Below are 13,288 nucleotides of genomic sequence, written 5' to 3'. Positions count from 1 at the left end.
ACAAAAAGAAGTAATATCTTTGAATACAACTCTGTATAAATCGCGTCTGGGCGCGAGAAAATAAAAAATAGTGGTTTAAGTAAACAAATCTAATGGATACAAAAGCATTTAAGCGCAGCCTCCAACATTCAGAAAATTACAATCGCAAGGGGTTTGGTCATCAAGCAGAAGTTGCCACCCAGTTGCAATCTGAGTATCAGAGTAACTTGATTCAAGAAATTCGCGATCGCAATTACATCCTGCAACAGGGTAATGTAACCATCCGACTAGCACAAGCCTTTGGATTTTGCTGGGGTGTAGAACGAGCTGTAGCGATGGCATACGAAACTCGTCAGCACTTCCCTACAGAACACATCTGGATTACTAACGAGATTATCCACAACCCTTCTGTAAATCAGCGGATGCAGGAGATGGAAGTAGAATTTATCCCCATTGAAGGAAAGAATAAAGACTTTTCTGTTGTTGGAACTGGTGATGTAGTTATATTACCCGCTTTTGGGGCTAGCGTTCAAGAAATGCAGATACTTCACGATAAGGGCTGCAAAATTGTTGATACAACTTGTCCTTGGGTATCTAAAGTTTGGAATACAGTAGAAAAGCACAAAAAAATCGATTATACATCAATAATTCATGGTAAATATAAGCACGAGGAAACAGTTGCTACAAGTTCTTTTGCTGGCAAGTATTTAATTGTGTTGAATTTGCAAGAAGCACAATATGTTGCTGACTATATTATCAATGGTGGGAACCGTACAGAATTTTTGACAAAATTTGCGAAAGCTTGTTCAGCAGGATTTGACCCCGATCGTGATTTAGAAAGAGTTGGTATTGCTAACCAAACTACCATGCTTAAAGGTGAAACTGAGCAAATTGGCAAGCTTTTTGAGCGTACTATGTTGCAAAAATATGGGCCTACCGAGTTAAATCAGCATTTCCAAAGCTTTAACACTATTTGCGACGCCACCCAAGAACGGCAAGATGCCATGTTGGAGTTAGTGGAACATAATTTAGATTTAATGGTAGTAATTGGTGGATTTAATTCATCTAATACTACTCAATTGCAACAAATTGCTTTTGAGCGGGGAATTCCTTCTTATCATATTGATACTGTTGAACGGATTAAATCAGGAGATTCCATAGAACATCGGCAATTAAATGGGCAGTTAATAACTACAGAAAACTGGTTGCCAGATGGTGAAATTGTCGTGGGAATTACTTCTGGTGCTTCTACACCAGATAAGGTGGTAGAAGATGTGATTGAGAAGATTTTTGCGGTGAAAGCAACAGCCGCGCTGGTTTAACAGTTATCAAGTAAGCAAGTTCGTAGTAAAGACTTTAGTCCTTATTTTTCAGCATTAAAGTCCTTACTACAAACCCTAAAAACTAGCTTGATAAAGTACTAATATTTACTGATAAATGCTGACTGTTCACTATTTTAAAAATTTGTGAAGAATGAAGCAGTAATATTTTTATTAAATCAGAGCCTCATACTCATCATGTGACCCAATCCAGATCCAGTAATAATCCTGGCCGTTCTTAAGTGCTAGTGCGCGATATCCACCACTAATCCTGACTGACCACAAATCATTTCCCACTTTTTTGAAATGCAAAGACGATACGCCTTTCTAGCTTGCTCTTTAACTTCAGTTGAAAGTGCAGCATAAGAGCGCCAAAAATCAGGGGTTGTTAAGGATTTCATCTAACGGTTTCACCCGATTAGCTTCAATATCTGCTTTTGCACGCTGGATTAACTGATCCAATCGACCCGATTTTGCATCTGCTTCAATTTGCTTGTCCCAAGCATCATTGAGATATTCTTGGAGCCAGTTCGATAGATTCCGAATTTCACCTTCAGACAGTTGCATAATAGCGGCTTCTATTTCTGGGAGTGAGTTCATCCTGTTATCATCAATCCAGCACTATAAAATATATCCTACCAAAATTGACAGACTAATTCCGAATTAAAATTAGCGTCAAATCTTAATTATGAAGTAGTAATTATTAATTTAATCATGAATTAGCATGACAGAGAAATGGCTTTCTATCGTCGGTATTGGGGAAGATGGATTACAGGGATTAAGCGCGATCGCTTGTTCTCTAGTCGATCAAGCTAAAGTAATTGTGGGAGGCGATCGCCATTTAGCAATGCTCCCTAAAGATGACCAACGTGAGAAACTAGTCTGGGCATCTCCTATTAGCACTTCAGTTGAGGAAATCATTCAGCGTCGGGGTCAGTCAATCTGTGTACTGGCAAGCGGCGATCCGATGTGTTACGGCATTGGTGTCACCTTGATGCGGCGAATTCCCGTCTCTGAAATGACGATTATCCCCGCACCTTCAGCCTTCAGCCTCGCCTGTGCCAGGGTGGGATGGTCTTTAACTGAGGTGGAAACCTTGAGTTTGAATGGTCGTCCATCCTCCCTACTCCAGTCTTACATTTACCCAAGAGCGCGGCTGTTGATTTTGAGTGAAGGAAAGGACACACCCGCCATTGTTGCTCAAATTTTGACAAATCGCGGCTATGGTGGCAGCAAAATCACTGTATTGGAGCGTATGGGTGGTACTCATGAAAGAATTGTGGAAGGTACGGCTGCATCCTGGAGTGAAACTGAAGTTGCTGCGTTGAATGCGATCGCAGTTGATTGTATTGCTGATGCTGGGGTTGTCCCATTACCAAGATTACCAGGATTACCAGATAACGCCTACCACCATGATGGACAGTTAACGAAGCGTGAAGTTAGGGCAATCACCCTAGCAGCTTTAGCTCCCACACCGGGAGAATTATTGTGGGATGTGGGCGCGGGTTGCGGCTCAATTTCTATTGAATGGATGCGGAGTAATGCTCGGTGTCGAGCGATCGCGATCGAACAAAATGCTTCTAGACTAATATATATTGCCGATAATGCCGCCACTCTCGGTACTCCAAATCTGCAAATCATTGAAGGTAAAGCGCCCCATGTTCTGAAAGATTTGCCAGCACCAGACGCGATATTTATTGGTGGTGGGGTGACAGCAACGGGACTTTTTGATGTGTGTTGGGAAGCACTGCGGCCAGGTGGACGTTTGGTGGCAAATGTTGTGACGGTAGAGGGTGAGCAAACTTTATTTAAATGGCATGAACGAGTCGGTGGTGATTTAACTCGTATTGCCATCCAACGGGCGGAACCTATTGGTAAATTTTTGGGCTGGCGAGCAATGGCGGGTGTGACGCAATGGGTAGTTGTCAAATAACAAGATGAATCATAAGTTAAGGGAACTTAATTTCAAATTGAAATTTCTATTAATTACGATTGCAACGCTATTACCAGAAGCTAGTATAGTCCACACTTAATGTTCATAATTGAAAAACCTTACTATAATCGCAGCTTATAAGCAGCTAATTGCTGTATAATTAGTTTTGTGTTCCCTTTTAGACTCGCTCATGGTTTGCAACAATCGCGGCAATTTCTTTATTGAAGCGATTTCTGTTGTGATTATCGTTGGCAAAAAGTCACTTATTGGGAGTCAAATAATGGACAAGCATAATCTTGACGACAAAAACAAATTTCTCTACCTTCGTAGTCACTATTACGGTCAAGTTAAGCCAGAGAATTTAGTATTTAATGCCAACCTTCAAGAATTTGCTCAAAAAGTTGGCTACATTACCAATTTAGAAACCAATGGTAAGCTTGACCCAGAAGATGCTTACAAACAGATTAAAGCACTTTGGAAAAAGTTGAAGCGTAGTAAAAAAGCATTGTTCATTGGTGAGGAACCACGAGAAAAATCTTGAAGTTGCTTAGGAAACGCGATAATGCGATCGCTTTTTTGTTTATGTTGTAGTATTGCGTAGGCATCGCTTCCTAAAAAATACTGGATTAACTACCAAATAACATTTACATCCTACTGGGAAATTAAAGGATCTAGAGTCATAATAGATAGATTTTGCAGACTATAAACTCCTGGTTCCAGGTGGTCTGCGTAGGCGATAATGCGTAGGCGTAGCCCGCTGTAGGCATCGCCCCTTTCAATTCTTCGCACTTTAATTACAATGCGATTGCTATAAATCATTAAAAATAGAAAAGTAGGTTCATTATCAAGTTATGAAACTTAAAGTTGTATTAGAACCCAGTGACGAAGGCGGATACACCGTCCATGTTCCTTCACTTCCTGGCTGTATCAGTGAAGGAGAAACTGTGGAAGAAGCATTAGAGAATATCCAAGAAGCAATAGAACTTTACCTTGAACCATTGGAAGATGAATTGATTACTCAAGAAGGCGTAATTGTCAGAGAATTGGTACTGTGAGCAAAGTTCCCAATTTACCCTACACTCAGATTATCGCTGCTTTAGAACGGGATGGATGGATAGTTGTACGCCAGCGAGGTAGTCACATTAGATTAGAAAAAAGCATACCAGATGAAGTCTTGAAATTGACTGTTCCAGCTCATCGGTCAGTTAAGCGTTCCACCCTAGCCAAGATTTTAAAGCAGGCTCGTATAGACTTGGAAAGATTTTTAGATTTGTTGTAGCTAAAGATGGCATAAAGTAATTACTTTCCATCCTCCAATATCAATGTAGACTCGGCAGTACGCCCAAATTCTTCTGGTGCATATTGCAATTGAACTTCCGCACCAGGCCAAGAAAATGTACCAGGAGTCACAGAACGGACTAAGTAATGCAAACTATAAACTCCTGGTTCCAGGTGGTCGGCGTAGGCGATAATGCGATCGCGGTAGATATTTCTAAAGCCAAGTTCCCAACTGTCGGCTTTTGCTTGTAATGCAGCTGTGGTAGTTTGAAAACTTGCATCCACAGCCTCAAAACCTGATGGTAGCGGATCTTTAATCACCACATGATCCACAGGATGATCGGCGATGATTTCTAAACCAATATCAAACACCTGTCCAGAGGCTAAAGTCAAGGGTTTATCGAATGCGTAAAGACCTGTTTTTTGTAAAATTTTCTCTTTATTTACTTGACTAATTTCTCGTGTTATGCGTAGACCATTAAATCTGCCTGGTTGATTTTCCTGCAAGCGATAATTATAAGCAACCAGATAGTGTAAAGTGCCATTACCTGATTTTTGCAGCGTTAAATCTTGACGCCCACGAGGTAATAGATTCATCGGCACAATTAGTTGTAAGCTAGGATTTTGGTAGCCATTAAACCGATCTTCTCCTAACTTATTACCAGCTAATTGTACTGTGGCAACAAAATTAGGTGGTGTGGGTTGCAGTTGGCTATATTCTACCAGGGCTGTTAAGGCTTGGGCATTATTATAATTAGTTTGCCATGTACCATTCCGTCGGAGTGCGAGAAGACTTTGGAATAATTTATCTATAATTTCGGGTTTACTTTGTTTGGCAATAAATAATCGTAAAGCTTGCGCTTGCGTCGTGGTAGATGAACTCATCCATCCCCAACTACGAGGTAAACTTACAACTGCTGTGCGACCAGTTTCATAGATATTCTGTTGCAGCTTGTTCACCAGTTGTTGAGATTCGTCTTGCCATTCTGGGAATTGAGATAAGTATCGCGCCAGTTTAATTTGAGTTACTACATCAAAGTTATTGCGCTGTTCATAAATATCTGCGAGGAAAGTATTGCGTTTATCACCCAGTTCTGCTAAAGCGATTAAAGTATGAAGTTGCAGCTGTCTTTTACACAGTAGTTGTTTACAAAAATCGTATTCTCCAGGATTAGCGAGAACTTTTTGCAGATAAGCTTTCAGGCGAGACACCATTGCAGAATCGGCTAAATTAGGGAACACCTGACTGGCTTTAGCCAAAGATTCAGCCGCATAAGAAGAAACCCAAGGGTCTGATTTTTCTTGTCCGGGGAAAGCAGCAAAACCACTATCTGCTATTTGGAGTTTTTGTAATTTTTCAATAGCTTGTTTTGCCTGTTGGCTAGGATTAAACTCTGCAAATGTCTGGCCATATTTTTGGGCAATAGTTTGGAGATTAGCCGCAATCATTAACTGACTTGCAGCAGGTTCTGTAAACGGCAAATCATCATCTTCTAAAACCTGCTTTGCTGGTGCTTGAATCTCTGGTATCAAAGTACTCGCCAACTGAATATCTAAACCTCCCGCATCAGGGAAGGTATTTTTATCAACATTCAAGGGAATTTTTACCTGTTTTTCAGTGACACCAGTTTCAACGACTTGTTCTGTAATTTCAATTGGCTTAATTTCCAAAGGTACTTCAAAAGCATCTGCAGCTGTACCATTTAATTGAGTGGTAAAGCGAACTTTCCCAACTCCCACGCTATCCGCCACCATTGGAAAGCGATAAGCATGAGTTGCAGATTCAGCTTTGGTTTGCAAAGCAGTAGTTGTGGGGTTTTTCTCAGTAAACTTCACATTACCGCTAAGTTCGCCATTAATTGAGAGATTTCCTGTATTCCCTGTGTTGTTAGTTACAGATAAACCAGCGAGGATGCGATCGCCTGGACGGGCAAACTGTGGCAAGATGGCATTAGTTAGCAGTGGCTTTGTGGCGATAAACGTCCCTTCCCCATTCCCGAAACGCAGATTTCCATCAGTGGCGACAGCCATCACCCGCCATGTAGTTAAATCATCCGGCAATTTAAAGGTTATCTGTGCATTACCATTTGCATCGGTCAGAACAGAACCATTGTAGTAAGCTAAGGCTTGAAAGTCTGTGCGGGCGCGAGTATTAGCTGCACCTGTTGAGAAACCACCGCCATAACCCCAACCTTTGGGTTTAGCTACATCTTGTGGTTGTAATATGACATCTGGGCGATTATCGCTAAAACGGGTAGATATTGGCTGTTCTGCATAAACTGTATCCACCAAATCTGGCGGACGATAACCAGAAAGTTGTAACACCGCTTCATTTACCACCATGACTGTAAACTGTCCTTTGGTGGGGTTTCCTTGATTGTCCTTCAGTTCCAGTTGTACCGTTTCCTCTGCACCAGGTTCTAATGATGCTTGCACCGGCTTAACTTGCACTTTTAAATACTTATCTTCTAAGTTAACTTTAAAAGGTGTAAAACCAATCTTCACCAAGTTATCTAAACTTCCCGCTTCCACTTGGTTTATGGGTTTACCCTGTCTTACTAAGACAGCTTCGATAGCTGCATTTGGCAGCATTTCTGGTGTAACTTGAAACTGGATTTTTGGTGTGCCTCCCTGAACTTTGGTAATTTGCTGATAAAGGGGTTTGTCTTTAATTACAGCAAAGTATAATTCTGCATCTGGATAGGGAGATTGAATTAGTACAGTAGCAGTTTCGCCTGGTTTGAACTCTTTTTTATCTAATTTAACTTCTAAGACATCTTCTTCTCTAGAACCCCAAAATACAGGATTTCCTCCAGTTACCCAAATTTGTAAATCTGTGGCGCTTAATTCGCTTTTGGCGTCGCTAAAATTAACTCTAATCCGGTATGAACCAGATTCTGGCGCTGTTAAATTTACCGATTGCGGATTGCTAGCAGATGTAATTTCTGCTTGTCCAACTGTTTTATATTCAACTTGGTTTTTTGGTGTTCGGCTACCTTCCACCAACTGCGTGACACTGCTGTATTTAATCTGTTGTAATTCCAGGCGCACCCGTTGACCTGTTATCGGTTTTCCTGTAGGGTCAGTAACAATCACTTCAATAGGGAAAGCCTTACCAGCATCAGCGATGAAATTACTTTTTAACCCGATGAGGCGATTACTCGGTAAGGCTGTAAAAGTTTTGGAATTCGCTACAGATAGATTAGAAACATCTGCAACTTGTACATCTACTCGGTAAGTCATTGGATATGGTAAATCATTTGCCACATTCACAGTTTGACTACTTTTACCATTAGCATCTAGCTGGGCATTAGTTTGCAATACATCACTAGATATGGTGGGGGTTTCCTCCGGCCACAACCATTGCCTACCAAAAGTAAATTCCTCCCAACCTTTCGGAACAAAATCAGCCTGCTGGCGAGTGATAAAGTATTTTGCTTCTCCACCTTCTACAGGTGCACCGAACAAATAATTACTTGTAGCATTAATATCAACTTTCTCGTCAATGAAAGCAAATTCTTTATCTAAGTTGAGTTCGACTTTAAAATTGGGTGGCTTAAACTCCGCTACCCGAAATTCTCCAGAAATCTCTTGTCCATTCTTCCCTTTCGCCTGGATTGTATAGTAGCCTAAGCGCTGAGTAGTTTTGATTGGCAGTTCCAGAGAAAAAGTGCCAAATTCATTTGTAGTTTGCGTACCTAAATTGGTCTTTTGACCATCTGGATTTACTAAGGTTAACTGGTAAGCAGCATTTTTATCTTGCTGGATTACACCATTTTGTAAATAGTCCGCGAAACCAGTCAACCAAGCTTTTTCGCCTGGTTGATATAACTGTCTATCTGAGAAAATTACCCCGCGTGATTCTGGCTTCTTATCTTGCCAACCTGCATCAATACCATATCCATAAACACCGCTATATTCCTCAACTCTGGCAAATGCCCAATCTTGATTTTCACGGGCAATTACTAATAATTGTGGTGATTTACTAGAGCTTTCATTCCCAGAATAACATTGCTGTAATCCTTCACCAACAAGTGTAAAAGTTCCATTTTCATCAGTTTTACCCGTTGCACAAGGTAAAGGTTCGGGGCGAGATTTTGCTTGTAATTTTGATTGATAAATTTCAATAGCGCTATTTTTAACTGGCGAACCATCTGTAAGATGATTAATGCGAATTAACCCTGACTCAGGAAACCACTGAGTAAATACGCCTAAATTTGTCAATTCAACCATGCCATAAGTCGTAGGTTCACGCCACAATTCCTTACCATTATCCTGATATTTATTAGTGCGGGCTTGCACTCCGTAAGCTAACATTCCCGTAGTAGAACTTATTTTTTCTCGCAGAGGAACAGCAATATCAACTGATTGATTTTTCTTACCCGATACCTTAAAGCTTTGCCATTCAGAAGGTTGTGGTAATAAATCATTACTATAATTAAAATAAACTAAATCTGTTGGTTTAACTACTCGATAAGCTGCTTTGTATTTAGATTCTGGCAGATTTCCCGTACTAATATTTAGCTGTAAATCTTTACCTGTGGGGAAAATATTCAAATCTGATGGTACCCAGATATCCCCGGCTAAATCTCCAGTATCATATTTAAAGGTGACTGGTTTACCTAAAGTTTGCCCAAACTTATCTTTGAGATTTCCGCCAATAGTAATTGTATAAGTCTTGGCAGGTTCTAGCGCATAAGGATTGATACCGACAATTCTATCTTCATCATTAACTTGCAGAATTCTCGAAATTTCTTTTGGTGCTGGATTAATACTAATATTTTCTTTAGCTGAATCTGCTAATAAGATGTTATTAAATTCTAACTGAGGACTACCTTTAATAAATCTTCCAAAAGTACCACTTGCATCTGGCTGTCCGTAAAAGTTAATTTTCTGAAATGCTAAAGGCGAATAAGTTGCTAACTTACTGACAAATTCTTTCTCTGTAGGTAGATTGCCATAAGCAGGACGTATTCCTGGAGAAAATACCAGGCGATAAAGAGTTGCTTTTTCGAGATTTTGCTGGGGGATGAGATTATAAATCCAATTGCGTGCTGAAGGGTCAAATTTTTCTAAAGGGTCTTCTTCATTTTTTAATGGTTTTTCTTCTTTGTTTAATTCAACTTTAAAACCTGTACCTTTATCTTTACCTTCAGGAATTAACTGTAAATGTTTTTGTACAGAAGCTAAATCCAATTCTACATTTGAAGTAAACTGTAACTTTTCTTGTAAATTAATTGGTTCAATCTCAGCCTTCTCAATAGGATTTACACCGGGTAAATTAGTTAAGTTGATAGATTCAGTATTGAAAGTCCAAGGTAAATCTTTGTCTAGGCGATGATTTTTTAAATCGGCTAAACCTGCTTTGAGAGTGACTTGAAATCTTGTCGCTATGGGCAAAGCTTTCTCAGCTTGAAAACCCACCATCCGCGGTGTTAAAAAGCGAAATTGACCGGGTAGAGGCGGCCAAAGAGCAAATTTTTGTAATAACTTCTGCTGTTCTGGACTGTCAAGACTTTCAACTGGTATTAAAGCCTCTTTAAAACGGATGCGGATTTGGTTAAGAGATTTTGCATCCCCAATGGGACTAATTTGTTCAATCCAGTCTGGTAATTTCGGGGGCGTGAGTGAGGAAACTATTGGTAGTTGTTCTTTACTTGAGTTGATACCAAAAAAATTGCACCCTGCCATCCCTAATATAAATGTAAAGATCAGAAGAAACTGTATTGTTCTCTTCCGGCTTGAAGAATGCCCAATTTTTTTTAATGAACTGCCAAGAACGCGAAGAACGCGATAGGTAATCTTATGGTAGAAACGAAGTAAAACTCTGATAATCATCTTTCTAGTAATTAAAAATAAAAAATTCACAAATTATAGCAAATAAAAATTTGCATTACCTCATGGGGTGGGCGATGCCAAGACTAATAAAGAACGCAATATGAATAGTTATTTATACCCAAACTGTGGATGGAACCTATGTTTATTTACATAGATAACTAATCCAGTGTTATTGTTCCAAAAATGACTACAATTCTTAACTATAAAGAAGTATTTAAATTTCGCAAACATTAATTTACATCTGCTAAGTTATGACAAATGAATTATTAAGGATTTGACATATTTACTGATGTAGATGTAATCGCTGCGTCAAGATTAAGGTAGGTTTTCTTGGACAGGGGATTCCCTGATGAAACTAATTTTACGATCGCTACTCAAACTTAAGCACAGTAGCAAAGTTATTCTGGCTGTGCTGCTAATCTGTCTGGTGGTACGCTTACTCCCTTATTTTGCGCCCATTCGTGCCGCAGATATTGCCCAAAATCAGTTGGCAATGCAATTTAGCGATCGCAATGGTTTACCATTAGGAACATTGCTCACCCGTGACCAAGAGCATACATCAGTAGTACCACTCAATCAGGTTTCGCCCCAGTTTACCCATGCTATTTTAGCCGCCGAAGATGCTAGCTTTTACCATCATGGGGCGTTGGATATGAAAGCTGTTGTCCGCGCTAGCAAAGAAGCTATCCACGCGAAACGAATTGTTTCCGGCGCTTCCACAATTACTATGCAGTTGGCGCGGATGTTAGATCCTGTACCCCGCAGCTTCTCTGGTAAACTGAGTGAGATTTGGCTATCTTGGCGGTTAACAGCAGGGATGAATAAAGATGAAATCCTCTCTGCATATATTAATCGGCTACCAATGGGCGGGAATATATATGGTGTGGAAGCAGCCGCGCAGACTTATTTTTCCATCCCAGCTAGTGAGTTGAATCTTGCCCAAGCTAGTTTGTTGGCCGCTATTCCTAATAATCCCACATATTTTAATCCTTATGAACATTGGGAACGGCTGAAGCAGCGGCAAAAATACGTCCTCAATCGGATGGTACAGGAAAAGTATATTAGTGAAGCGATCGCAGCCCGAACATCCACCGAAAAGGTTGTGTTTCAATCTCGTCAACGGGGAATTATCGCCGCACCACATTTTTTGTTTTGGTTAGCCAATCAAATCCCCCCTAGCCTTGCTTACAAAGCGGAGAATCAAGCCCCCCTTTCTAAGCAGGGGGATCAATCCGTTATTCGCACGACTATAAATCGCCCTTTACAGCAGTTTGTCGAAGCACAGGTGCAACAGGTAATTTCTTCTCTAGCCGCCAACAATGTCCATGATGCAGCGGCGTTGGTGATTGATAATCACACCGGCGAAGTATTGGCTTATGTCGGTTCACCTGATTACTTTAATGAAGCCAAACTGGGACGCAATGATGGAGTGCAAGCACTACGTCAACCAGGTTCTACCCTCAAGCCTTTTGTGTATGAATTAGCTTTAGAAAAAGGTTTAATTCGCCCAAATACCATTTTGGCAGATGTACCCGCCCATTATGCAATTCCCGGCGCGAAACTTTATAGCCCGACAGATTACACCGAAAGCTTCCTTGGCCCAGTGCGGGTGCGAATCGCCTTAGCAAATTCCTTAAATGTACCCGCAGTGCGAGTGTTAGAAAAAGTAGGTGTGCAAACTTTCCTAGAACGTCTGCATCAACTGGGATTTGAACACCTGAATCAAACTCCAGAACATTACGGTTTAGGATTAACTCTCGGTAGTGGTGAAGTCAGTCTCTGGGAATTAGCTAGAGCTTACGTTACTATGGCACAACTCGGAGAAGCTATGCCGCTAGTAAGCAGATTTTCCGATTCCCCAATCCAAAATCCAAGTTTCGCTGGAAGCACACCAAAGGTGCGATCTAAAATCCCAAATTCGACGACAATATGGCAATTAATAACTAATATGCTCAGTGACAGCCATGCTCGTGCAACAGCCTTTGGTGTAGACTCTGTATTAAATTTACCCTTTCCTTCTGCTGTTAAAACTGGCACTTCTTCCAATTTTCGTGATACTTGGACAGTTGGCTTCACTACCGATTACACCGTCGCTACTTGGGTAGGCAATTTCAACGGCGAACCAATGCGACAAGTTTCAGGTGTGACAGGGGCTGCACCCTTATGGAATCGGATTATGTTACATCTACACGAACATCAAGAACCAGCAAGTTTTCTATCTCCAGAAGGTTTAGTGCAACTACCTATTTGTGCAATTTCTGGGTTACGACCAACACAAAATTGTACCTCAGTGGTGCAGGAATATTTCTATCCTGAAGATAAAAGTAATTACGAACGTGAAAATCAATTCAATTTACCACCAGAGTATGATGAGTGGTTGGCAAAACAACAGCAATCAAATTTTACTTCTACCAATTTGAGAATTTTATCTCCGCATCATGGCGATTTATTTTTATTGTATCCAGGTGAAGAAGCGAAGCAAAAACTCGAATTTAAGCTAGCGGGAAATAAATTTGCGCCTGTGGAGTGGTGGCTAAATGGGGAAAAGCTAGATACAAACTCAGCTAATTCTTTATTTTGGAATTTGCGTCCTGGCAAGTGGACTTTGGAAGCAAGAAGCGGGGAAATGACCGACAAGGTAAGTTTTCAGGTGGAATTAGCTAGTATTAAACCTACGCGTCGAGGATTTTCTATTAGTAATTCTCAGGTAAAGGGGAATCGTCCATAATTAAATAGCAGGGGAATGCAGTGCTAGAGGGCATTGATTAAAAAAGGCAGGGATTACCTGCCTAGTTCCGTTAGACAGTTTGATAAGTAAACTATTGCAGATCATATTGACAAAGCCATTGCAAAATTATGTCAAAGGTGTGACCACAAATAATATATCTGTTCCAGCAACAATGTAAGCTTGAGCACAGGCGTAGACTTCCTGCTTTTTTAG

The 13,288-nt window shown here is 40.6% G+C and carries 10 protein-coding genes; 6 read left to right on the top strand and 4 right to left on the bottom strand.

Annotated elements, in window-relative coordinates:
* Positions 1 to 92 precede the first annotated feature (92 nt).
* Entirely contained in the window at positions 93 to 1,301 is a 1,209-nt protein-coding gene (locus RM347_RS11525) for a 4-hydroxy-3-methylbut-2-enyl diphosphate reductase (RefSeq protein WP_322721944.1), read from the top strand.
* A gap of 171 nt (positions 1,302 to 1,472) precedes the next feature.
* Here RM347_RS11525 and RM347_RS11520 read toward each other — a convergent pair whose 3' ends face one another.
* Positions 1,473 to 1,595 (bottom strand): hypothetical protein, encoded by a 123-nt coding sequence (locus RM347_RS11520; RefSeq protein WP_428850544.1) that lies wholly within the window; start codon positions 1,593 to 1,595, stop codon positions 1,473 to 1,475.
* Between the two features lie 81 nt (positions 1,596 to 1,676).
* The gene (locus tag RM347_RS11515) at positions 1,677 to 1,898 is read right to left on the bottom strand and encodes a hypothetical protein (protein WP_322721943.1); all 222 of its coding nucleotides are present in this window, start codon (positions 1,896 to 1,898) and stop codon (positions 1,677 to 1,679) included.
* Between the two features lie 124 nt (positions 1,899 to 2,022).
* On the opposite strand from RM347_RS11515, the gene cbiE reads away from it, so the two are divergent.
* Positions 2,023 to 3,231 (top strand): precorrin-6y C5,15-methyltransferase (decarboxylating) subunit CbiE, encoded by a 1,209-nt coding sequence (cbiE, locus tag RM347_RS11510; protein WP_322721942.1) that lies wholly within the window; start codon positions 2,023 to 2,025, stop codon positions 3,229 to 3,231.
* A 280-nt stretch (positions 3,232 to 3,511) separates the two neighbouring features.
* Positions 3,512 to 3,772, top strand: a complete 261-nt coding sequence (locus tag RM347_RS11505) for a DUF7219 family protein (RefSeq protein ID WP_322721994.1) — start codon at positions 3,512 to 3,514, stop codon at positions 3,770 to 3,772.
* 110 nt (positions 3,773 to 3,882) lie between these two features.
* On the opposite strand, the gene RM347_RS11500 is transcribed toward RM347_RS11505, so the two are convergent.
* Positions 3,883 to 4,050 carry a hypothetical protein gene (locus tag RM347_RS11500; RefSeq protein ID WP_428850543.1) on the bottom strand — a complete coding sequence of 56 codons (168 nt, stop codon included), beginning with the start codon at positions 4,048 to 4,050 and terminating at the stop codon, positions 3,883 to 3,885.
* A gap of 32 nt (positions 4,051 to 4,082) precedes the next feature.
* Here RM347_RS11500 and RM347_RS11495 point away from each other — a divergent pair, with 32 nt between their 5' ends.
* Both RM347_RS11495 and RM347_RS11490 read left to right on the top strand, forming a co-directional pair.
* Positions 4,083 to 4,286 (top strand): type II toxin-antitoxin system HicB family antitoxin, encoded by a 204-nt coding sequence (locus RM347_RS11495; RefSeq protein ID WP_109007161.1) that lies wholly within the window; start codon positions 4,083 to 4,085, stop codon positions 4,284 to 4,286.
* Positions 4,283 to 4,510, top strand: coding sequence for a type II toxin-antitoxin system HicA family toxin (locus RM347_RS11490; RefSeq protein ID WP_229549800.1), 228 nt, complete (start codon positions 4,283 to 4,285; stop codon positions 4,508 to 4,510). Before RM347_RS11495 ends, RM347_RS11490 begins: the two co-directional genes overlap by 4 nt.
* 20 nt (positions 4,511 to 4,530) lie before the next feature.
* Here RM347_RS11490 and RM347_RS11485 read toward each other — a convergent pair whose 3' ends face one another.
* Complete coding sequence (locus tag RM347_RS11485) at positions 4,531 to 10,200, bottom strand: alpha-2-macroglobulin family protein (protein WP_322721940.1); 5,670 nt, start codon at positions 10,198 to 10,200, stop codon at positions 4,531 to 4,533.
* 496 nt (positions 10,201 to 10,696) lie between these two features.
* On the opposite strand from RM347_RS11485, the gene pbpC reads away from it, so the two are divergent.
* Complete coding sequence (gene pbpC / locus RM347_RS11480; protein ID WP_322721939.1) at positions 10,697 to 13,075, top strand: penicillin-binding protein 1C; 2,379 nt, start codon at positions 10,697 to 10,699, stop codon at positions 13,073 to 13,075.
* The last annotated feature ends 213 nt before the right edge of the window (positions 13,076 to 13,288 follow it).

Origin of the sequence: Nostoc sp. ChiQUE02, assembly GCF_034531305.2 — a bacterium.
Taxonomy (GTDB): domain Bacteria; phylum Cyanobacteriota; class Cyanobacteriia; order Cyanobacteriales; family Nostocaceae; genus Nostoc.
Note: the sequence above shows the minus strand (reverse complement) of the source record. Positions and strands in the feature narration are given on the sequence as shown.